The following is a 20,072-nucleotide window of genomic DNA, read 5'->3' on the forward strand; positions in this document are numbered from 1 at the left end:
CCCAGCCGTGGCGACCGGGGCCTCCCGGAATAGAACCCCGGTCGCGTGGCGCTATGCCTTGAGCGGTACGAGAGTGCGGCGAAGGGCTGGTGGGCGCATGCGGTCAGGCCAGACGAACCCCGTGGTCAGGACGGTTCACGGCGCGGTACGCGGCAGGTACGAGCACGGTGTCGCCGTCTTTCGCGGCATCCCCTACGCGGCGCCCCCCTTCGGGCCGGGCCGCTTCCGCCCGCCCGTACCCCCCGAGCCCTGGGACGGCGTCCGCGACGCGGGCTCGTTCGGCCCCACCGCCCCGAAACCGCCGTACTCCGAGGCCTTCGCCCGGTACCTGTCCGACCCGGAGATCCCCGGCGACGACTGCCTCAACCTCAACGTCTGGACCCCCGAGCCCGGCCCCGGCGCCCGGCTGCCGGTCCTGGTCTGGCTGCACGGCGGCGCGCTGACCAGGGGTTCCTCCGCCGTACCGGTCTACGACGGCCACACCTTCGCCCGCGACGGCGTCGTCTGCGTGTCGATCAACTACCGGCTGGGTGTGGAGGGCTACGGCCTGTTCCCGGACGCCCCCGCCAACGCCGGCCTGCGCGACCAGATCGCCGCCCTCCAGTGGGTGCGGGACTCCATCGCGGCCTTCGGTGGCGATCCCGACCGGGTCACGGTCGCCGGGCAGTCGGCGGGCGCCATCAGCACCGGCGCGCTCCTCGCCGCCCCCGGGGCCCGGGGCCTGTTCCGGCGGGCCGTGCTCCAGAGCGGCGCACCCGAGGCCTCCGACCGCGACAAGGTGCGGCGCATGGTCCGCCGCATGGCCTCCCGCCTGAAGGTCCCCGCCACCGCGGAGGCCTTCGCCGCCGCCGACCGCGAGCAGCTGCTGCGGGCCCAGGCCGAGGTGGGGCGCTTCAGCAGCCCCGTACTCGGTGGCCCCGGGTTCGGCCTGGTCGTCGACGGCGACGTGCTGCCCCGCGACCCGCTGGAGGCGCTCGTCGACGGCGGCGCGGCACCCGGCGTCGACCTCATGATGGGCTGGACCCGCGACGAGTACCGGCTCTGGCTGGTCCCCGGCGGCCTCGTCGAACGCGTGGACCGCCTCGGTGCGGTGGCCCTCGCGGGTGCCCGCGCCCGCTGCCACTGCGGCAACGAGGTGATCCGCGGCTACCGCGCGCTGCGCCCCGACGCGGGGGCCGCCGAGACCGTGGGCCAGCTGGTCACCGACCACCTGCTCCGCATCCCGATGCACCGCGTGGCCGACGCGCGGCCCGGGTCCACGTACGTCTACGACTTCGCCTGGCCGTCCAACCTCCCCGGCCTCGGCGCCTGCCACGCCCTGGAGCTGGGCTTCGTCTTCGACTCCGGCGACGGCCCCGACGCACGCAGGCTCGCGGGCGAGGGCGCCCCGCAGGAGTTGGCCGACGCGATGCACGGGGCGTGGGTGCGGTTCGTGGAGTCCGGCGACCCCGGGTGGGAGGCGTGGGACGCCGCGCATCCCGTACGGGTCTTCGGCGACGGCGCCCCGCACACGGCCTACGGCCCGCTGGACGCCGAGTACGACCTGTGGAAGGCCGACGTCACCGCGTCCCGAACGCCCCGAGGAACGCGACCCAGGCGCCTGGTCCGACGGTGACGTGTCCCTGCGGGGCTTTGGAGTCGCGGATGTGGGTGGCGGTGGGTTCTTGGGCGACCTCGACGCAGTTGCCGCCTTCGTCGCCGCTGTAGCTCGACTTGAACCACCGAAGTGCGGTGCTGCTCATTGCTCTCCCAGGAGACGGTCCAGCAGATCCCTCGTGTCCTCGGGGGTGAGGGCCTGAGACCGCAGCATCGCACATTTCTGCGTAAGGATCGCCACCTCATCCGGGTCGGCGATGAGTTGGCTGCCGCGCTGGTTCTCCGTGTAGGCGAGCCGCTGGTGTTCGGGTGTCTCCAGCAGCACGAACGGGCCGTTCAGCCCCGCGTGACTCGTCCGGTCCTGAGGGAGGACCTGCAACATGAGCCCTGGCAGCTCCGAGCACGCGCGCAGATGCTGTAGCTGCTCGCGCCAGACGGTCCGCCCGCCGATCGGTGCCCGAACGACCGGCTCCCACACCACGAAACACGTGATCGGCGGCTCCTTGCCCTGAAGGATTCCCTGCCGGTCGATGCGTGCCGCCGCCAGCCGGGCGATCGTGTCCTCGTCGTAGAAGGGCACGCGGCTGCGGAACACCGCCCACGCGTACGCCTCCGTCTGGAGCAGACCCGGCAACACCTGGTTCTCGTAGGACGAGATGGCGATGGCCTCCCGCTCCCGGTCCAGGAACTCCTCCGCCCACAGCGGGACCAGATCCACCTCCGGCATCTTGCTCAGCGCGATCGACAACGCCCCCTTGGTCTGGAGGAGTTCGTCGAGCTGCTCGGCGAGATCCGGCTTCAGCGGGCGTCGGCCCTGTTCGATCGAGGCGATCTGCTGCTCGCCGATGACGAAGCGATCGCCCAGGGACCGTTGGGTGTGCCCCGCCGCCTGCCGGTAGAGCGCGAGCAGCGCGCCCACCATCTTCATCGCGGAGGTGTTCCTCCGTGTCGTCGTGCCCATGAGGTCGAACTCCCCACCCGCGCGCGTACGTTCACCAACGCGCACCCGTACAGACCGGCTGTACGGCCATGCGCACTGTCCCATCATGACCACGGAGCGTGACCCTCGTCATGTGAACAGTGAAACTCCACCCCCGTCCCCACATGAGCGTCTCTACCGCCGTGAGCGCCGGTCCGTCCCCGCCGCGCGGGCTTTCGCGAGGGAGGCGCTCGCCGACTGGGGCGGGTGCGGGCGCGCGGACGACGTACTGCTGTGCGTCAGCGAACTGGCGACCAACGCCCTGCTGTACGGCGTACCGCCCGGCCGGGGCTTCCTGCTGCGGCTGTGGCCGCTGCCCGGCGGGGGCGGCGTGCGCGTCGAGGTCCACGACAGCGGGGACGGGGTACCGGCGGTGCCCCTGGAATCCGGTGGGTCGGACGAGGGCGGGCGCGGTCTGCTTCTGGTGTCGGAGCTGGCGGACAAGTGGGGCGTGACGGAGCGGGAGCCCGGCAAGGTCGTGTGGTTCGAGTGCGGCGTCCTGGCGGACTGACGGGGCACGCCCGTCTGCCCTCGGGGGCCTTCACCGGATCTCCACGCTCCGTCACGTGCGACGTGTCAGGCCCAGCAGCCGTTCACGGTCGCGGCGAGGCCGTCCATCGCGTCCTTGATGTCGCTCGGGTCGGCCGTCGAGTTGTTCTCGATGAAGGAGAAGATCCGCCAGTCGCCGTCGTCGGTCCGCGTGACACCGCTCAGGGCGATGGCGCCGGTGAGCGTGCCGGTCTTGGCGTGCACCTTGCCGACGGCGCACTCGGAGTTCGGGTCGTCGAAGCGTCCCCACTCCGGGCCCAGGCTGGCCCCGGCCTCGCCCGCGATCGGCAGGCCCTCCAGGATCGAGCCCAGGGCGGGGGACTCCGTGATCGCGTCGAGGAGCTGCGCGAGGGTGGCGGCCGGGATGCGGTCGGCGCGGGAGAGGCCGCTGCCGTCGTGCATCTCGAAGTTGTCGAGGGAGATGCCGTACGAGCTGAGCACCTGGCGGACCAGCGCGGTGCCGGCCTCGAAGGTGCCCGGCTTGCCCAGCTCCACGGCGGACATGCGGAGCAGGGTCTCGGCGATGTTGTTGTCGCTGGTCTTGAGCATCTGCTTGACGATGTCCGACAGTGGCGCCGACTTGTGCTGGGCCACCGGTACGTCGGACTGCTTCGCCGTCGTGCGGGACACCTCGCCGTCGACCGTGATGCCCTGCGCGGCGAGCTTCTTCGCGAAGACCTCGCCCGCGTCGATCGAGGTGTCCTGGACGGCGGCGCCGTCGACGACGAGTGAACGGACCGGCGCGACCTCGGTGGGGTAGTAGCCCTCGTTCCAGCCCTCGGCGAGGCTCGGGTCGGCGAACAGGCTGTCGTCCACCCGGACCTGGACGTCGGTGCGGCCGGCCGCCTTGAGGCCGTCGGCGGCGGTCTTGGCCAGTGCGGCGACGTCCTCGCCCGTGAGGGTGCGGTCCCCGCCGCCGACGAGGGTGAGGGTGCCCTCGCCGTACACGACCTTGGTGGTGAACTCGTGGTTCGCGCCCAGCAGCGTCAGGGCCGTGGTGGCCGTGGCGAGCTTGGCGTTGGAGGCCGGCATGAGGGCGGTGGAGCCGTTGTGGTCCCACAGGGCGGTGTCGGAGTCGGCGTCGAGCACCACGCCGCTGACGTCGGTGCCCAGACGCTCGTCGGCGAGGCGCTCGTTGAGGTTCTCGACCAACTGGGCGTCGTCGGCGGCGAGGTCGTCGACCGAGATGCCCTGCGGCCGCGGGGAGTTGTCGTCGGCGGCGAAGGCCGAGGTTCCGGCCAGCGTGGCGGAGGCCACGGGCACGGCCATCGCGAGCACGAGGGCCCGGCGTGCGCCGACGCGGCTCACTCTCGCCCTGCGATGCCTGCGCCGTCCGCCCGGGGCGAAGGTGTTCGTGGGGGTTTCCTCTGGCGTACCAGTCATGAAGTGAAATCCAAAGATCGGTTACTTCGTTCTGTGGGGGTGAAGCGTTGGGCACGCTACCAGCCGTCATATGAAGGGCCTGGGCGGAAATTGACAGAGTGTGAATATCCTGCGACCGAATTGGCGGATCGTCGTCCGAATGCTTTCGTGAAGGGGATTTTCCGATGCCGAACGGGAAGTTCCGTTGCCCTTCAGTTCCCCGGGGCGCGGGACTTCGGGGCATCGGCCCGCCACCGGGCACGCAGCACCGCGCCGCCGGCCACCGCCAGGCCCGCCACCGTCGCGGCGGCGATCGTCCGGCCCAGCCCGGAGCCCGTCCCGGACACCGGAACCGCCGCCGCGGCCACCACCACACCCGCACCCGCGCACGCCGCGGCCGCCTCGCCCCACACCCGGGCGGTCCCGCCCCACCGCCACGGCCACGTCTCACTGGTCACCAGGTAGGCCACCAGCAGCACGACCACACAGGCGCCCTCCCACCAGGCCGGTTCCCGGAAGGCCGCGATCACCACGACGCCCGACGCCAGCAGCGTCGTCCGGTGGCGCAGCAGCCGGTAGGACCACCAGACGGCCTCCACCGAAGGCCGCCGGTCCAGCGAGGGCGCCGCCCACAGCGCGAAGGCGACCGCGCAGACGAAGGGCACGGCCTCCCCGGCCGTGTCCACCGTCGCCCACGGCCGCCAGGCCGCCACGACCGCCGCCGCTCCCAGCACCCGCACCGGCACGGTGCCGATCCAGTAGCCGAGGTACTCACGGAGGCCGACCCGCCCGTCCAGCCCCGTCATCCCGCGCGCCCCCTTCCGCCGACCCGCCCCGCCAGCAGCGGCGCCAGCGCCAGATCCAGTGACTCACCCTCGGTGTGCCGCAGGACCGGCACCCCGCTGTCCCGCAGGGCGAACCGCATCGCGTCGCGCTCCGCGCGCCACAGCCGCAGCCCCAACTCGCCCGCTTCGTCGCCCGGTTCCACCACCGGGTCCCCGCTCGGTATCTCCACCACGACCGGGCGGCGCCCCCGCGCCTGGAGGTCCCGCAGCACCTGAAGGATCCGTGCGTCGCTCAGCGGGGTGAACACGTACACCAGGGCCCCCTCCGGGAGCGCGGGCGGCGGGACCCGTTCGAGCCCGTCGCCGCCGAAGGCGCGGTCCTTGCGGACGTCCAGGACGCTCTCCACGATGCGGTAGAACGCCGCGTCCCCGGTGCCCGGCGCCAGCCACCGGGTGGTGCCGCCGGTGGAGACGACCCCGACCCGGTCGTGGGTGCGCAGATAGGCCCGGGCGAGCCCGGCGGCGGCCCGTACCGTCTCGTCCAGGGACGACAGCCCGGTCACCGGGTCGACGACGTCCCCGAACGCGTCGATGAGCATCACGGTGTCGGCGGCCCGCTCCGCCGCGAACCGGTGCAACTGCACCATCCCGCGCCGGGTCGTCGACGGCCAGTGGATGCGCCGCTGCCGCTCCCCGGGGACCCAGGGGCCCACCCCGATGACCTCGACGCCCTCCCCGGACTGCGGCGCGGCGTGCTCGCCGAGCCGCTGCGGCAGCCGCACCGGGATCGGCGTGAACCGGGCCTGCGCGGCACGCGGGAACACCGACACCTCGGCCGCTTCGACGCGCACCGTGCGCCGGACGGTGCCGCCGGGGTCGTACACGTCGACGTCCACCGGGCCGAGCGACCAGCGGCCCCAGTGCAGCGCCGTGTGGCGCAGCGTCACCGTGGACGGGCCGACGACGACCTCGTCCAGGCGCAGGCCGGGGCCGAGCGTGACACCGGGGTCGAGGCGCACGGCCTCGCCGTCGTGGGCCAGCGCGATGCGGACGGTGACCGTGTCGCCCTCGAAGCAGCGCCCCGGCTCGACGGTCGTCGACGTCTCGACGCGGCGGGCGTGGGCGCGGGGCAGTGCCAGCGCGAGCAGGACCAGCGGCGCCGCCGCGAGTGCCAGCAGCCACGCCCGGCCGGTGACCAGCGCGGCGGCCAGTGCCACCGCCGCGACGGTCAGCAGGCGCAGGGTGCGCTCGCTCGGCCGGGGGCCGCCGGGCGGCGGTGGCGGCGGCTGCGTCGGGGCGGTGCGCCCCTCCAGGGCGCGGACCACCGCCGGACTCGGCCGGGGCACGGGGCCCGGCGCGACAGCCGGAGCCGGTGCCGGGCGCGGTGCGGGCGCGGTCACGACGAGGCTGCGGCCGTACGCCGCGTCGTCGGCGTACCCACGCTGTCGACTATCTCGCGCAGCACGTCGTCCGTGGACATCTCGCGCACCCACAACTCCGGCCGCAGCGACACCCGGTGGGCCAGCGCGGGCACCGCGAGGCCCTTGACGTCCTCCGGGACGACGTAGTCGCGGCCGTCCAGCACGGCGCGGGCGCGGGCGAGCTGGACCAGGGCGAGTCCGCCGCGCGGCGAGGCCCCGATGCTGATCTGGGGGTGGTCGCGGGTCGCGCCGACGAGCGCGACGGCGTACTCCAGCAGGTCGTCGTCGATCTCCACCCGCTCCACGACGGCCCGCCACGCCACGACGTCGTCCGGCCCGGCGAGCCTCTCCAGTACGGCCTCGGGCGCGGCCCGGTCGATCCGGGCCCGCAGCATCGCCAGCTCCTCCTGCGCGGCCAGATACCCCATGCGCACCCGCAGCTGGAACCGGTCGAGCTGCGCCTCGGGCAGCGAGTACGTGCCCTCGTACTCCACCGGGTTGGCGGTCGCGATCACCAGGAAGGGGTCGGCGAGCGGCCGGGTCTCGCCGTCCACGGTCACCTGCGACTCGGCCATCGCCTCCAGCAGCGCGGCCTGGGTCTTCGGGGGCGTCCGGTTGATCTCGTCGGCGAGCAGCAGGTGCGTGAAGACCGGGCCGGGGTGGAACACCATCTCGCCGGAGCGCTGGTCGTACAGCGGCGTCCCGGTGACGTCGGAGGGCAGCAGGTCGGGCGTGAACTGGATCCGGCGGAAGTCCAGGCCGAGGGTGGTGGCGAAGGACCGGGCGAGGAGCGTCTTGCCGAGTCCCGGCAGGTCCTCGACGAGGACGTGGCCGCCCGCCAGCACGGCCAGCATCACGTGTTCCAGGGCGTCCGGTTTGCCGACGACGGCACGGCCGATCTCGCGCAGTACGGCACCGGCCTGCTCGCCGACCTGCTCGGCGGTGCGGAGCCGGTTCGTGGAGGTAGTCGTCACGTCACTTGGTCCTTACCGGTACGGGGGGTGCGGGCGCTGGTGCTGGTGCTCGGGGTGCGGGTGCCGGGTGTGCCGGGTGAGCCGAGTGCTTCGAGCCGGTCGACGAGGCGGCGCAGCACGTCGAGGGGCACTTCGCCGTCGGGGCCGGTGCCCGGTGGCACGGGGCCCAGCCACGGCCACAGCTCGGGGCCGATCAACTCGGCGGCCCGCTCGGGCTGGTGCTCCAGGGACACGTGGTGGTGCTCGGCGAGCGCGGCCGCGTACAGGCGGCGCAGCTCGGTCCGGAGCACCGCACGGTAGTAGAGGGCGCCGTCGGGACCGGTGGACGTGCCCACGTTCCGCCGCCACTCGCCCATGCCCGGGGCCCGGGTCCGCAGCAGCCGGACCTCGTCGCGGTACGCGGAGTCCAGGGCGCCCGCCCCGGCGACGTACCGGGCGGCGAGCACGGCCACGGCGACGAGCAGGGCCACCAGGGCACCGGCCGCCACGGGGCCGTCGAAGAGCAGGACGAGCAGGACGCCCGAGCCGGCGACCGCGGCGCCGAGCAGCCCGAGCCGGGGCAGGCCGAGCATGCCGTCTCCCGAGGTCTCCGCCACCGAGGTCTCCGCCGCCGAGGTCTCCGCCACCGAGGTCTCCTCCATGGGCCGGTTCACCGCGCTGTCTCCCGGCCCGCGTCCGCGGCACGGTCCCGGAGCAGGGACGCGATCTCCTCCAGGGCGTCCGCCGCGGCCTCGCGGTGCGAGCCGTGCATCGGGTGCGAGGAGTAACGGGCCTCGCGGAACAGCGCGGTGAGGCGCGGCGCGGCCGGACCCGGGGCGAAGCCCGTGCCGGCGGCGCGGGTGAGCAGGTCGGCGGGGCTGTCGGAGGCGTGCCGCGGCACACCCGACGCCGCGAGGGCGTCCTCCATCGCGGCGTAACAGGCGATGACGGCCGCCCGGGCGTCGTCATCCGGGCCGGCCAGGGCGCGGCGGCCCGAGTCCACGGCGGACAGCAGCAGCCGCGCGTCGTCGTCCGGCGTCGCGGCGGCCGGGACGCCGGGGCGCTGCGGCACCCTCAGCCCGAACCGTCGCAGCCGCCGCACGACGGCCACCACGACGAGCACGACGGCGACCGCCGCCAGCAGCGCGAGCACGAGGTACAGCGGGAGCGAGGAATGGTCCGTGGAACCGTGCCGCTGCCGGGGCGGGGGAGTGACGAGGGTCGGTGAGGGCGCCGGTTGCGTCGCGAGGGGCGGGGGCGGTCCCGTCGTGTTGCCGCCGGTGGAGAACCGGTGCAGGACCAGCGCCAGGACGCCGATGACGCTCGTCGCGGCGAGCAGCAGGGGCGCGGCGGCCTCCCGCAGCCGCTCCTCGCCCGGCGGCAGCGAAAGCCGGTCGGCGCCGAAACGGGGGCGAAGACGCTGCAGGACCGTCCAGGCCCCGAAGGTCCAGCCGACGGACGTCACGATCGCCACGAAACCCCAGTGACCGAGCGGACCCCGGCCGGAGTGCAGCAACCCCTCCGCGGGCCGCAGCGCGAGCGCGGCGACGGACAGCGTCCCGACCACCGCGGCGGCGAGCACCACCCCCGGCGCCACTCGGTGTCCCGTCCGCTCCCCGCGTCCCATGCCGTGCCCCCCCGCCGAACCCGTCGCCGCCCCCGAACGCCTGTTCACGGCAATCTTGGCACACGCCGCGCCGGTCACTCCCGGGACAGGACCCGCGCGATCGACGTGATGGTCTTTGGGCCCACCCGGCAGCAGCCGCCGACCAGCCGGGCCCCGCGCTCCCGCCAGCCCGGCACCCGCTCGGCCGCGTACGACGAACGCCCCCGCCAGCTGCGGGACTTCGCGTCCCACGTCTCTCCGCTGTTGGGATAGGCGACGACCGGTTTGCCGGTGACGCGGGCGGCGGTCTCGACCGCGCCGGACACGTCCTCGGGGGCGCAGCAGTTGACGCCCACCGCGATCACCTCGTCCGCGTCGGCGGCCAGGGCGAAGGCCTCCTCCAGCGGCTGCCCGGCGCGGGTGCGGTCCCCGGCCACCGTGTACGACAGCCAGGCGGGCACGCCCAGTCCGCGCACCGCCCTCAGCAGCGCCGCCGCCTCGTCGGTGTCCGGGACCGTCTCCAGCGCGAGGACGTCGGGCCGTGCGGCGGCCAGCACCTCCAGGCGGGGGCGGTGGAAGCGCTCCAGCTCGCCCCCGCCGAGGCCGTACCGTCCCCGGTACTCGGAGCCGTCCGCGAGCATCGCCCCGTACGGGCCCGCCGACGCCGCCACCCACAGCGCGCGGTCCGGGCGGGCCGTCCGGGCCCGGCGGGCGGCCTCGCGGGCCGACTCCACGCTGAGCGCGAGCAGTCCGGCGGCCCGCTGCCGTCCGATGCCGCGCCGGGCGAAGCCCTCGAAGGTGGCCTGGTAGCTGGAAGTGATCACCACGTCGGCGCCCGCCTCGAAGTAGGCGAGGTGGGCCCGGGTGATCGCCTCGGGGTCCTCGGCGAGCAGCCGGGCCGACCACAGCGCGTCGCCCAGGTCGTGCCCGGCCGCCTCCAGCTGGTTGGACAGCCCGCCGTCCAGCACGAGCGGGCCACAGGCGAGGGCGTCGGCGAAGTCGCTGGTCATGGCACGAGGCTACGGCCCGTGCGGCGGGAGCACGGGCCCTTGTCCCCCGTGCGAGCTACAGACAGGTGTCCACCGTGAGGTGACGATCTCCGGCCGCCGGATCCGTAGCGTCCGGTGCAGTAGCCCGAGGCGCGGAAGTCACGGGCCCGACAGAGGAGTTCCCGTGAGGTTTGTCTGGCAGTTCCTGGCCGTGCTGGTGGCCTACGCCATCGGCGGCATCGCCGTCCAGGCGGTGAAGGACAACGACTGGCTCACGCTGGTGGTCGGTCTCACGTCGGTCGCGCTCGTGGTGTTCGTGTACGCCTGGGTGGTGCGGCGGACCGAGCGCCGGGAGGCCCTGGACGTGGCCCTGGACGGCGCCGCGGCCAAGGCGGGCTGGGGCACGCTGATCGGCCTCGGACTGTTCGGGGCCGTCATCACGAACCTTTACGCCTCCGGGTACTACGAGGTCGACGGACTCGGCTCGGTGCAGGGCGCGGTCGGGCTGGTCGGGTTCATGGCCGCCGCCGCCGCGACGGAGGAGGTCGTGTTCCGCGGGGTCCTGTTCCGGATCATCGAGGAGCACCTCGGCACCTACCTCGCACTGGGCCTGACCGGCGTCGCGTTCGGCCTCATGCACCTGCTCAACGAGGACGCCACGCTGTGGGGCGCCCTCGCCATCGCCATCGAGGCCGGATTCATGCTCGCCGCCGCGTACGCCGCCACCCGCAACCTGTGGCTGGTGATCGGCGTGCACTTCGGCTGGAACTACGCCGCGGGTGGCATCTTCAGCACCGTCGTCTCCGGCAACGGCGACAGCGAGGGCCTGCTGGACGCCGCGATGTCGGGTCCGAAGCTGCTCACCGGCGGCGACTTCGGGCCGGAGGGCAGTGTGTACTCGGTGGGCTTCGGGGCGCTGCTGACCCTGGTGTTCCTGTGGCTGGCGCACCGGCGCGGGCACATCGTGGCGTTCGGCTCGCGGCGGCGGGCCGCGGGTGCCAACTCCGCCGCTACACTTCCCCGGTGATCGATCGACGACGGGTCCTGGAGTTGTGGCGTCGGCTCGACGTCACGGTCCGGGACCTCCCGCTCGGGGTACTGCTGCTCGTCGCGTCGCTGCTGCCGGCGCTCCAGGGCCAGGGCACGGAGATCGGCGGCCTGCCGACCCGTTCCGCCGACGCGCTGGCCGGGGTGGCGGCCGTCCTGCAGTCCGTCCCCCTGGCCGTGCGCCGGCGGTGGACGCTCGTCTGCTTCGCCCTGGTCTCGCTCGGCTTCGCCCTCGACCAACTGCGCGGCTACCACTTGTTCGCGGGCGCCGCGCTCCCCATCGTGCTGGTCAACACGGGCTCCCACCAGGAGAAGTACCGGCGTGCCACGCAGATCGCCGCCACCCTGGCGTACGTGGCCCTGGCGGTCGGGCTGAACGCGCGCGGCGGCGACGAGACGCTGGTCGAGTATGCGACGTTCTACCTGATCCTCGCCCTGGCCTGGGGCGTCGGCGCCTGGATGCGCTCGGCGCGCGCCGCGGAGGCCGAACGCCGCGAGCGGGTCGCCGAGGACGCCCGCAACGCCGAACGGACCCGCATCGCCCGCGAGTTGCACGACGTCGTGACCCATCACGTGACGGCGATGGTCGTGCAGTCCGAGGCGGCCCGGTACCTGACCGCGGCGCCCGAGCGGCTCGACGAGAGCCTGGCCGCCGTCAGCGACACCGGCCGGCGGGCCATCACCGACCTGCGGCACCTGCTCGACCTCCTCAACCCGGACCACGGCACCGCCGAGCCCAGGACACCGCCCGTCGGCCGGGTGCTCACGCTGGTCGAGCAGACCCGCCGGGCCGGGCAGCCGGTGGAGTTCACCGAGGAGGGCACCCCGGCGGCGGCGACCGGCAGCTCCGACCTGGTGGCCTACCGTGTCGTCCAGGAGGCTTTGACCAACGCCCTCAAGTACGACCACGGCGGCAGGACCTCGGTCCTGGTGCGGCACGGGGAACAGGAGATCACGGTGCAGGTGCGCACGGACGGCTCCGGCACGGGGGCCGCGTCCCCCGGCGGCAGCGGGCGGGGGCTGGCCGGTCTGCGGGAGCGGGTCGACGTGCTGGGCGGCGAGTTCAGCACCGACCGCCCGGCGGACGGCGGCTTCGTCGTCCGGGCCCGGATACCCGGCGGGAGCGGGGGGAGCACGGCATGAGCGCGCCGGTCCGGGTCGTGATCTGCGACGACCAGGCACTGATCCGCACCGGGCTGGCGACGATCGTCGACGCCCAGCCCGACCTGGAGGTGGTCGGCGAGTGCGGGGACGGTCAGGCTGGGGTCGACCTGGCCAGGGAACTGCGCCCGGACGTCGTGGTGATGGACATCCGCATGCCGGTGCTCGACGGCCTGGAGGCCACCCGGCTGCTGGCCGGCGCCGGGGTGGAGCACCCCGTCAAGGTGCTCGTGGTGACGACGTTCAACCTCGACGAGTACGTCTACGAGGCGCTGCGCGCGGGCGCGAGCGGTTTCCTGCTCAAGGACGCGCCGCCGGACCGGCTGCTGCACGGCATCCGCACCGTCGCCATGGGCGCGGCGCTGCTCGACCCCGACGTGACGCGCCGCCTCGTGGGCCGGTACGCGGCCCGGATCCGCCCCGCCGAGGGCACCGCCCGGGACATTCCGCTGACCCCCCGGGAGACGGAGGTCCTGCGCCTGATCGCGGACGGCCTGTCCAACAGCGAGATCGCCGCGGCCCTCGTGATCAGCCCCGAGACCGTCAAGACCTTCGTCTCCCGCATCCTCACCAAACTCGACCTGCGCGACCGCGTCCAGGCGGTCGTCTTCGCCTACCGGCACGGGCTGGTGACCTGAAGCGCAGGACCCGCGCCCGCGGGCCGCCGGGGACACTTCGGCCGCCGCCGAAACAACCGGCACCTAGCGTGCGGGGCATGAGCGACACGAACACCGTCACCTCGCCCGCCGACGCCGTCACCGGCATGGTCGACCACGTCCTGGACCTGGCCGCCGGCTGGACCCGCTGGGACGGGACGCCCGCCCACGTCGACGACCGCGTCTACACCCCGCACAAGGCGATCCGGCGGGTCGCCGACCACCTGGTCGACCACCTCGCGGAGCTGGAGGCCCGGCTGGCGGGGGAGCAGCCGCAGCCCGACCACTGGCACGCCTCCCTGGTCACCACGGAAGCGGACCGCGCCGCCTTCACCGCCGAGGACCTCGACGAGGCCCGCAGCCGACTCACCCGGCTCGCCCGGATCTGGGCCAACCGCCTCGACGCGCTCACCGACGAGCAGCTCGACCACTCGCCGGGCGAGGGCTGGAGCTTTCGCGAACTGGCCGTGCACCTCGCCGGGTCCGTGTACTACGCCGACGCGGTGGGCGACCTGTCGTGACCGCCTTCGCCGCCCTGCACCGCGCCGGGGAGCCCCTGCTGCTGCCCTGCGCCTGGGACCACGCCTCCGCCTTCGCCCTGGCCGGGCAGGGCTTTCGCGCCGTCGGCACGACCAGCTTCGGCGTCGCGGCGGCGGCCGGACTGCCCGACGGGGCGTCCGCGACCCGCGACGAGACCCTGCGGCTGGCCCTCACCCTCGGCTCGGCCTCCGTCCCGCTCTCCGTCGACGCGGAGGACGGGTTCAGCGACGACCCCGACGAGGTGGGGGAGTTCGCGCGGCTACTGGCGGCCGCCGGCGCCGTCGGGATCAACCTGGAGGACGCCCTCGGGCCCGCCGGCCGGCACGCCGCGAAGATCGCCGCGGTCCGCTCGGCCGCCCCCGGCCTGTTCGTCAACGCCCGCACGGACACGTACTGGTCGGGCGACGGCGACGCCACCGAGACGCTGCGGCGCCTGGAGGCCTACCGCGAGGCCGGTGCCGACGGCGTCTTCGTCCCCGGGCTCACCGACCCCGCCCGCATCGCGTCCCTCGCCGCCCGCTTCGACGTGCCCCTCAACGTCCTGTACACGCCCGCCGGACCCACCCTCGCGCACCTCGCCGACCTCGGCGTACGCCGTGTCAGCCTCGGGTCGCTGCTCTTCCGGCGGGCGCTGGGCGCCGCCCTGGCGGCGGCCGCCGACGTCCGGGCGGGCCGGGACCCGGGCGGTCCGACGCCCACGTACGACGAGGTGTGTGCGCCGGGCCGGTCTCAGGTGCGCGGCCAGTGCTCCAGCGCGACGTGCAGCGCGTCGACCGCCTTGTCCCAGGACGCCCGCACGTCCCGCGGGGCGCCGAAGGCGCCGGAGGACTCCAGCGCGCAGTACCCGTGAAAGGTGCTGCGCAGCAGGCGCACGGCGTCGGTGAGGTCGGGCTCGGTGAGGCCGTAGGACCGCAGCATGCCGTAGGTGATCTCGGCGGTGCGGCGCAGCGCGGGGGAGCCGGCGATCAGGGACTGGTCGACGCGGATCTGCGTGGCGGCGTAGCGGCCGGGGTGGCGCAGCGCGTACGCCCGGTAGGCGCCCGCGAAGGCGGCCAGCGCCTCCTTCCCGGCCCGGCCCGCCACCGCCCCGGCGATCTCCTCGATCAGCTCGCCGCCGGCCAGCAGCGCGACCCGGACCCGCAGGTCCTGGAGGTTGCGCACGTGCGTGTACAGGCTGGCGTCCTTCACCCCGAAGTGCCGGGCGAGCGCGGAGACGGTGACCGCCTCGAAGCCGGTCTCGTCGGCCAGGTCGGCGGCCGCGGCGACGACGCGGTCGGTGGTAAGACCCACTCGGGGCATGCGCCGCCTTCCCGAAACCTAGGATTCCTAGGTTTCATGCTAGGGCAGGACGGGCGGCAGCCGCGGATCACCTGCGAGTCGTTCAACGTTCACCTTCCGCGCCGATTCTCCTCGGAGCCGCGCACGGCGGCGGTATCCAGGAGGAACACGCATGGGGCACGGACACGGACACCCGCACGGTCACCACCACCACGGACACCCGCACGAGCACGAGCACACCACCGCGCAGGCCCTGCCCGCCGCCTTCGACACCAGCGTCCCCGACGAGGCCCTGAGCCCCGCGCAGCAGTCGCGCCGCGGCCTGCTGCGCCGCGCCGGTCTGCTCGGCGCCGGACTGGCCGCCGGTACTGTCCTCGCCCCGGCCGGCACCGCCACCGCCGCCCCCGCGCAGGCCGCGAGCAACGGCCGCCGCAGGAAGGGCTTCCTCTGGCTGGCCGGCGACCACCACATCCACACCCAGTACAGCAGCGACGGCAAGTACCGCGTCGTCGACCAGGTCCGCCAGGGCGCCCGGCACGGCATGGACTGGCTGGTCATCACCGACCACGGCAGCGCCACCCACGCCAAGATCGGTGTGGAGAAGGTCAACCCGGACATCCGCGAGGCCCGCGAAGCCCACGAGGACACCCTCGTCTTCCAGGGCCTGGAGTGGAACATCCCGGCCGCCGAGCACGGCACCGTCTTCGTCCACCCCGGCAGGCACGAGGTCTCCGTCCTCAAGCAGTTCGAGACCGACTACGACGGCAGCGTCAAGGGCGCGGGCGACTCCACCCCCGCCAATGAGGCCCTCGCCATCGCCGGACTCTCCTTCCTCGCCGACCAGGTCAGGCGGCGCAAGGTCAAGGACGCCCTGATGCTCGCCAACCACCCGGCGCGCAAGGGCATCGACTCCCCGCACGAGATCCGCGCCTGGCGCGACGCCACCTCCCGCGGCCACCAGATCGCCGTCGGCTTCGAGGGCGCCCCGGGCCACCAGGCGGGCGGCCTGCCGAAGCCGCTGGGCCCGGGCGGCGCCCGCGGCATCTACGACGGCAGCCCGAGCGCCAACTCCTTCGCCGGCTACCCCCTGGAGAGCTACCGCACCTGGGGCGGCTTCGACTGGATGACCGCCACCGTCGGCGGCCTGTGGGACAGCCTGATCGCCGAGGGCCGCCCCTGGTGGATCACCGCCAACTCCGACTCCCACCAGGTCTACGCCGACACCGGCGCCCGCGGCGGCGGCGACTTCAACGCCAACGGCCGCTACGACGACCCGGTCTACGCCGGGCAGATCGACATCAACCAGAACGACTTCTGGCCCGGCCAGTACAGCCGCACCCACGTCGGCTCCGACGGCTTCTCCTACGCCGCCGTCATGGACGGCATCCGGGCCGGCCGCGTCTGGGTCGACCACGGGCAGCTCGTCAGCGGCCTGGACGTCCGGGTCTCGGGCGGCGGCCGCTGGGCCACGCTCGGCGGCGCCCTGCACGTCCGCAGGGGCACCCGGGTCACCCTGTCCATCGACGTCGCCCTGGCCGGCGGCCCCAACTGGGCGGGATTCGTCCCGAAGCTGGCCCGCGTCGACGTCATCCAGGGCGACGTGACCGGACCGGCCGCCGACAAGGACACCTTCACCGCGCCGACCGCCCGGGTCGTCAAGTCGTACGAGGTGAACAAGGACAGCGGCACCGTCCGCCTCACCTACGACCTCGGCCGCGTCGACCGCCCCGTCTACCTCCGCACCCGCGGCACCGACGGCAACCGGTCCGCCGTCGGATCGCTGGGCGCCAAGGTCGACCCGGCCGGCCCCGCCATCGACGTCGTCGGCGACGCCGACCCGTGGCGCGACCTGTGGTTCTACTCCAACCCCGTCTGGATCCTGCCCTCGTGACACCGCCCGCCGCGACGTACGTCCTCGGCATCGACACCGACGCGACGACCCTGCGCGAGGCCGACCACCTGCTCCGGGCGCTGGCGGCCGAACTCGCCCTCCCCGAGGGCGTCTTCGGCTGCACGCACCTGGTGCGGGAGGGCCGCCCGCGGGTCGCCCTGTCGCTGGCCGCCGAGGCGGAGCCGGTCCTGCGCACCGCCCGGGACCGGCTCACGGCCCGGGGCCACGAGGTCCGCGACGGCGCCTGGGACCAGACCGGCCGCGCGGTCCTCTTCCCCGGTGCGGCCGGCCTCACCGGCACCCTGACGCTCGCCGAGCTGCTCGCCCGCTCCGCCGTCGACCGGGTGACCGTCCTGGGCACACCGGACGAGCCGAGCCCGGACACCCGGCTGGTCACCCGGAACCACGTCCGCCCGCACTGGCAGGACGGCCGCCTGGTGCTGGCCGCCATGCCCGCGGTCGGCGGCACCCTCGTACCGTTCGAGGACCCCGACCCGACCCCCTGCTGCGCCGACCACTGACCCGGCCGGGACCCCAAGGGCGCGGGGCGCGGGGTGCGGGGTGCTCAGCCCGTGAGCACCCCGCGCACGAACGCGTTGGTGAACTTCCCCGCCGGGTCCAGCGCCCCGGCCAGCGCCCCGAAGTCGGCCAGCCGCGGGTACAGGGCACGCAGCTCGCCCGCCGGGACGGTGAACACCTTGCCCCAGTGCGGGCGGGCCGCGAACGGGGCGAGCGCCTCCTCCAGCCGCCGCACCACCGGCAGCACCGCCGCCGTGTCCTCGACCCAGGTGAAGTGCGCGGCCACGGTGTCCCGCCCGTACGCCGGGCTCAGCCACTGCGCGTCGGCGGCGACCGTGCGGATCTCGCAGGTCTGCAGCACCGGCGCGAGCGTCTCCCGTATCGCGTCCAGCGCGTGCAGGGCGGCCAGGCCGTGCTCCCGGGGCATCAGGTACTCCGACTGCAGCTCGGCGCCGCTGCTGGGGGTGAACTCCGCGCGGAAGTGCGGCAGCCGCTCGTGCCAGGGCCCCGGCACCCCGAACTGCTCCGTGCAGTTGACCGCGGGCATGCCCGGCACCGGATGCATCTTCTCGGCGGCCGGCGCCGCGTACGGGAAGGCGTCCAGCGGCCGGTCGGTGCGCCGCTTCAGCCACACCTGCCGGAAGCCGGGCGCCCGCCAGTCGGTGAACAGGCTCACGCTGTACGCCGCCGCCATCACCGTCTCGAACGTCGCCGTGTCCAGCCCCGCCAGCGGCAGCTCGGTGAAGACGTGCTGCTCCACCTCGTACGCCGGTTCCAGGTCGAGCGTGAGCGACGTCACCACGCCCAGCGCACCGAGCGAGGTCACCGCCCCGCCGAACCGCTCCTCGCCCCGCGCGATCACCACGGTCGAACCGTCCGCCGTGACCAGCTCCACCTCGCGCACCACCGACGCCAGCGAACCGTTGCCCACCCCCGAACCGTGGGTGCCGGTGGCCACCGACCCGGCGACCGAGATGTGCGGCAGCGAGGCCATGTTCGGCAGCGCCAGGCCCCGCGCGTGCACCGCCCGAGCCAGCTCCGCGTACCGCACCCCGCCGCCGACCCGCACCGTACGGGCCGCCGTGTCCACGTCCACCGCGGACGGCAGGCCCGCCAGCGACAGCAGGACGCCCCCGTCGCCGGGCTCGGCGATTTCGTTGAAGGAGTGCCCGCTGCCCAGCACCCGCACCCGGGCGCTGTCCGCCACCAGGGCCCGCAGCGCGTCCAGGGAGTGCGGCCGCAGCAGTTCCTTGGCCGTGTACGTGATGTTGCCGGCCCAGTTGGTGACCGTGATGTCGCTCATAGCGCGGAAACCTACCCGGCGCGCCTGGAGGGGCCCCGGGCGGTAAGCCTCTCCCTCGGGGGCATACCGTGAGAAGTCGAACGCCGGACCCGGGAGGAGACACGGGATGGACAGCCGTACCGCGCTGGTCGAGGATCTGATGGAGCGGTTCCCGCACGTACCGCGCGAGGCCGTCTTCAAGGAGGACCTGCTGCGCGGCGGTGTCGCCTTCGACCCCTCGGCGCTGAGCGACAACGAGAACGGCGAGGTCAAGCCGAAGTCGTACTTCATCTTCTCCTTCGACCACGGCACCCTGCCCGAGCTGGGCGAGGCCGCCCTGCGCCGCCCGCCCGAGGAGATCATCCTCACCGGCGGCCCCTACGACCTGCGCCGCACCGTCGTCTCGGTCCGCGTGAACCCGGCCTCCCCCTACCGCGTCGCCGCGAACGAGGACGGTGTCCTCGGCCTCTACCTGGACGGCAAGCGGATCGCCGACGTCGGCGTGCCGCCCATGCCCGAGTACTACCGGCACAAGCTCTCCAACGGGAAGTCGGTCATGGAGGTGGCCCCGACCATCCAGTGGGGCTACCTGATCTACCTGACCGCGTTCCGCGTCTGCCAGTACTTCGGCGCCAAGGAGGAGTGCCAGTACTGCGACATCAACCACAACTGGCGCCAGCACAAGGCGGCGGGGCGGCCGTACACGGGCGTGAAGGACGTCGACGAGGTCCTGGAGGCGCTGGAGATCATCGACAAGTACGACACCGCCAAGATCTCCACCGCGTACACGCTCACCGGCGGCGCGATCACGTCGAAGGTCCAGGGTCTGGACGAGGCCGACTTCTACGGCCGGTACGCCAAGGCCATCGAGGAGCACTTCCCCGGCCGCTGGATCGGCAAGGTCGTCGCCCAGGCCCTGCCCAAGCCGGACGTCCAGCGCTTCAAGGACTACGGCGTGCAGATCTACCACCCCAACTTCGAGGTGTGGGACGAGTACCTCTTCAAGATGTACTGCCCGGGCAAGGAGCGCTACGTCGGCCGCGACGAGTGGCACCGGCGCATCCTGGACTCCACCGAGGTCTTCGGCGCGCGCAACGTCATCCCCAACTTCGTCGCGGGCGTCGAGATGGCCGAGCCCTTCGGCTTCAAGACCGTCGACGAGGCCATCGCGTCCACCACCGAGGGCCTGCGCTTCTTCATGTCGCACGGCATCACGCCCCGCTTCACCACCTGGTGCCCCGAGCCCACCACCCCGCTCGGCAAGACCAACCCCGACGGCGCCCCGCTGGAGTACCACATCCGCCTGCTCCAGGCCTACCGCCAGACCATGGAGGACTACGGGCTCTCCTCGCCCCCCGGCTACGGCCCGCCCGGCGCCGGCAACGCGGTCTTCTCGGTCAGCTCCTTCATGGACAGCCTGCCGGAGGACGCGCCCGTGGAGGTGTGAGCCACGGGCGC

Annotated in this window: 20 protein-coding genes and 1 pseudogene; 10 read left to right on the forward strand and 11 right to left on the reverse strand. The window is 73.8% G+C overall.

Features of this window, described 5'->3' with window-relative positions:
* Positions 1-97 precede the first annotated feature (97 nt).
* On the forward strand, positions 98-1,615 hold the full coding sequence (locus ACH4D3_RS01905) for a carboxylesterase/lipase family protein (protein ID WP_398315308.1): 1,518 nt from the start codon (positions 98-100) through the stop codon (positions 1,613-1,615).
* Here ACH4D3_RS01905 and ACH4D3_RS01910 read toward each other — a convergent pair.
* Together ACH4D3_RS01910 and ACH4D3_RS01915 are read right to left on the reverse strand one after the other, a co-directional pair.
* Positions 1,560-1,742, reverse strand: coding sequence for a DUF397 domain-containing protein (locus ACH4D3_RS01910; protein ID WP_398315309.1), 183 nt, complete (start codon positions 1,740-1,742; stop codon positions 1,560-1,562). The two genes, ACH4D3_RS01905 and ACH4D3_RS01910, sit on opposite strands and share 56 nt — an antisense overlap.
* A complete protein-coding gene (locus ACH4D3_RS01915; protein ID WP_398315311.1) occupies positions 1,739-2,557 on the reverse strand; it encodes a helix-turn-helix domain-containing protein in 819 nt (272 codons plus the stop codon). Before ACH4D3_RS01915 ends, ACH4D3_RS01910 begins: the two co-directional genes overlap by 4 nt.
* A gap of 85 nt (positions 2,558-2,642) precedes the next feature.
* Here ACH4D3_RS01915 and ACH4D3_RS01920 point away from each other — a divergent pair, with 85 nt between their 5' ends.
* The gene (locus tag ACH4D3_RS01920; protein ID WP_398315313.1) at positions 2,643-3,086 is read left to right on the forward strand and encodes an ATP-binding protein; all 444 of its coding nucleotides are present in this window, start codon (positions 2,643-2,645) and stop codon (positions 3,084-3,086) included.
* Between the two features lie 65 nt (positions 3,087-3,151).
* Here ACH4D3_RS01920 and dacB read toward each other — a convergent pair whose 3' ends face one another.
* From dacB to mmuM, 7 genes are all read right to left on the reverse strand, one after another.
* Positions 3,152-4,507, reverse strand: a complete 1,356-nt coding sequence (gene dacB / locus ACH4D3_RS01925; RefSeq protein ID WP_398315315.1) for a D-alanyl-D-alanine carboxypeptidase/D-alanyl-D-alanine-endopeptidase — start codon at positions 4,505-4,507, stop codon at positions 3,152-3,154.
* 191 nt (positions 4,508-4,698) lie between these two features.
* Positions 4,699-5,292 carry a hypothetical protein gene (locus ACH4D3_RS01930; RefSeq protein WP_398315317.1) on the reverse strand — a complete coding sequence of 198 codons (594 nt, stop codon included), beginning with the start codon at positions 5,290-5,292 and terminating at the stop codon, positions 4,699-4,701.
* A complete protein-coding gene (locus tag ACH4D3_RS01935) occupies positions 5,289-6,671 on the reverse strand; it encodes a DUF58 domain-containing protein (protein ID WP_398315319.1) in 1,383 nt (460 codons plus the stop codon). The genes ACH4D3_RS01930 and ACH4D3_RS01935 overlap by 4 nt, the downstream gene beginning before the upstream one ends.
* The gene (locus ACH4D3_RS01940; protein WP_398315321.1) at positions 6,668-7,666 is read right to left on the reverse strand and encodes an AAA family ATPase; all 999 of its coding nucleotides are present in this window, start codon (positions 7,664-7,666) and stop codon (positions 6,668-6,670) included. Before ACH4D3_RS01940 ends, ACH4D3_RS01935 begins: the two co-directional genes overlap by 4 nt.
* Positions 7,663-8,319: a hypothetical protein gene (locus ACH4D3_RS01945; protein WP_398315323.1), complete on the reverse strand. Its 657-nt coding sequence runs from the start codon at positions 8,317-8,319 to the stop codon at positions 7,663-7,665. Before ACH4D3_RS01945 ends, ACH4D3_RS01940 begins: the two co-directional genes overlap by 4 nt.
* Positions 8,316-9,272: a DUF4129 domain-containing protein gene (locus ACH4D3_RS01950; RefSeq protein WP_398315325.1), complete on the reverse strand. Its 957-nt coding sequence runs from the start codon at positions 9,270-9,272 to the stop codon at positions 8,316-8,318. The genes ACH4D3_RS01945 and ACH4D3_RS01950 overlap by 4 nt, the downstream gene beginning before the upstream one ends.
* Before the next feature lie 74 nt (positions 9,273-9,346).
* Positions 9,347-10,261, reverse strand: a complete 915-nt coding sequence (gene mmuM, locus ACH4D3_RS01955; RefSeq protein ID WP_398315327.1) for a homocysteine S-methyltransferase — start codon at positions 10,259-10,261, stop codon at positions 9,347-9,349.
* Positions 10,262-10,424: 163 nt separating this feature from the next.
* Between mmuM and ACH4D3_RS01960 the strand changes: the two genes are divergently transcribed.
* From ACH4D3_RS01960 to ACH4D3_RS01980, 5 genes and pseudogenes are all read left to right on the forward strand, one after another.
* On the forward strand, positions 10,425-11,267 hold the full coding sequence (locus ACH4D3_RS01960) for a lysostaphin resistance A-like protein (RefSeq protein WP_398315329.1): 843 nt from the start codon (positions 10,425-10,427) through the stop codon (positions 11,265-11,267).
* On the forward strand, positions 11,264-12,430 hold the full coding sequence (locus ACH4D3_RS01965) for a sensor histidine kinase (protein ID WP_398315331.1): 1,167 nt from the start codon (positions 11,264-11,266) through the stop codon (positions 12,428-12,430). The genes ACH4D3_RS01960 and ACH4D3_RS01965 overlap by 4 nt, the downstream gene beginning before the upstream one ends.
* A complete protein-coding gene (locus ACH4D3_RS01970; protein WP_398315333.1) occupies positions 12,427-13,086 on the forward strand; it encodes a response regulator in 660 nt (219 codons plus the stop codon). The genes ACH4D3_RS01965 and ACH4D3_RS01970 overlap by 4 nt, the downstream gene beginning before the upstream one ends.
* Before the next feature lie 77 nt (positions 13,087-13,163).
* On the forward strand, positions 13,164-13,625 hold the full coding sequence (locus ACH4D3_RS01975; RefSeq protein ID WP_398315335.1) for a hypothetical protein: 462 nt from the start codon (positions 13,164-13,166) through the stop codon (positions 13,623-13,625).
* Positions 13,622-14,368, forward strand: a pseudogene (locus tag ACH4D3_RS01980) (isocitrate lyase/phosphoenolpyruvate mutase family protein); the annotation flags it as partial. The gene ACH4D3_RS01975 and the pseudogene ACH4D3_RS01980, both read left to right, overlap by 4 nt.
* Positions 14,369-14,373: 5 nt before the next feature.
* Here the strand turns inward: ACH4D3_RS01980 and ACH4D3_RS01985 are convergent.
* Entirely contained in the window at positions 14,374-14,943 is a 570-nt protein-coding gene (locus ACH4D3_RS01985) for a TetR-like C-terminal domain-containing protein (RefSeq protein ID WP_398315337.1), read from the reverse strand.
* Between the two features lie 151 nt (positions 14,944-15,094).
* On the opposite strand from ACH4D3_RS01985, the gene ACH4D3_RS01990 reads away from it, so the two are divergent.
* Positions 15,095-16,813, forward strand: coding sequence for a PHP domain-containing protein (locus ACH4D3_RS01990; protein WP_398315339.1), 1,719 nt, complete (start codon positions 15,095-15,097; stop codon positions 16,811-16,813).
* Positions 16,810-17,334 carry a hypothetical protein gene (locus ACH4D3_RS01995; protein WP_398315341.1) on the forward strand — a complete coding sequence of 175 codons (525 nt, stop codon included), beginning with the start codon at positions 16,810-16,812 and terminating at the stop codon, positions 17,332-17,334. Before ACH4D3_RS01990 ends, ACH4D3_RS01995 begins: the two co-directional genes overlap by 4 nt.
* 44 nt (positions 17,335-17,378) lie before the next feature.
* On the opposite strand, the gene aldO is transcribed toward ACH4D3_RS01995, so the two are convergent.
* Positions 17,379-18,635, reverse strand: coding sequence for an alditol oxidase (aldO, locus tag ACH4D3_RS02000; RefSeq protein ID WP_398315342.1), 1,257 nt, complete (start codon positions 18,633-18,635; stop codon positions 17,379-17,381).
* 106 nt (positions 18,636-18,741) lie between these two features.
* On the opposite strand from aldO, the gene ACH4D3_RS02005 reads away from it, so the two are divergent.
* Entirely contained in the window at positions 18,742-20,061 is a 1,320-nt protein-coding gene (locus ACH4D3_RS02005) for a radical SAM protein (RefSeq protein ID WP_398315344.1), read from the forward strand.
* The last annotated feature ends 11 nt before the right edge of the window (positions 20,062-20,072 follow it).

This window comes from Streptomyces sp. NPDC018026 (genome assembly GCF_044327745.1).
Lineage (GTDB): Bacteria > Actinomycetota > Actinomycetes > Streptomycetales > Streptomycetaceae > Streptomyces > Streptomyces rubrogriseus.

Excerpts from the sequence above, each read along its gene's own strand:
- ACH4D3_RS01905 (WP_398315308.1), top strand. The coding sequence starts at position 98 with ATGCGGTCAGGCCAGACGAACCCCGTGGTCAGGACGGTTCACGGCGCG.
- ACH4D3_RS01910 (WP_398315309.1), bottom strand. The coding sequence starts at position 1,742 with ATGAGCAGCACCGCACTTCGGTGGTTCAAGTCGAGCTACAGCGGCGAC.
- ACH4D3_RS01915 (WP_398315311.1), bottom strand. The coding sequence starts at position 2,557 with ATGGGCACGACGACACGGAGGAACACCTCCGCGATGAAGATGGTGGGC.
- ACH4D3_RS01920 (WP_398315313.1), top strand. The coding sequence starts at position 2,643 with ATGACCACGGAGCGTGACCCTCGTCATGTGAACAGTGAAACTCCACCC.
- dacB (WP_398315315.1), bottom strand. The coding sequence starts at position 4,507 with ATGACTGGTACGCCAGAGGAAACCCCCACGAACACCTTCGCCCCGGGC.
- ACH4D3_RS01930 (WP_398315317.1), bottom strand. The coding sequence starts at position 5,292 with ATGACGGGGCTGGACGGGCGGGTCGGCCTCCGTGAGTACCTCGGCTAC.
- ACH4D3_RS01950 (WP_398315325.1), bottom strand. The coding sequence starts at position 9,272 with ATGGGACGCGGGGAGCGGACGGGACACCGAGTGGCGCCGGGGGTGGTG.
- mmuM (WP_398315327.1), bottom strand. The coding sequence starts at position 10,261 with ATGACCAGCGACTTCGCCGACGCCCTCGCCTGTGGCCCGCTCGTGCTG.
- ACH4D3_RS01970 (WP_398315333.1), top strand. The coding sequence starts at position 12,427 with ATGAGCGCGCCGGTCCGGGTCGTGATCTGCGACGACCAGGCACTGATC.
- ACH4D3_RS01975 (WP_398315335.1), top strand. The coding sequence starts at position 13,164 with ATGAGCGACACGAACACCGTCACCTCGCCCGCCGACGCCGTCACCGGC.
- ACH4D3_RS01985 (WP_398315337.1), bottom strand. The coding sequence starts at position 14,943 with ATGCCCCGAGTGGGTCTTACCACCGACCGCGTCGTCGCCGCGGCCGCC.
- ACH4D3_RS01990 (WP_398315339.1), top strand. The coding sequence starts at position 15,095 with ATGGGGCACGGACACGGACACCCGCACGGTCACCACCACCACGGACAC.
- aldO (WP_398315342.1), bottom strand. The coding sequence starts at position 18,635 with ATGAGCGACATCACGGTCACCAACTGGGCCGGCAACATCACGTACACG.
- ACH4D3_RS02005 (WP_398315344.1), top strand. The coding sequence starts at position 18,742 with ATGGACAGCCGTACCGCGCTGGTCGAGGATCTGATGGAGCGGTTCCCG.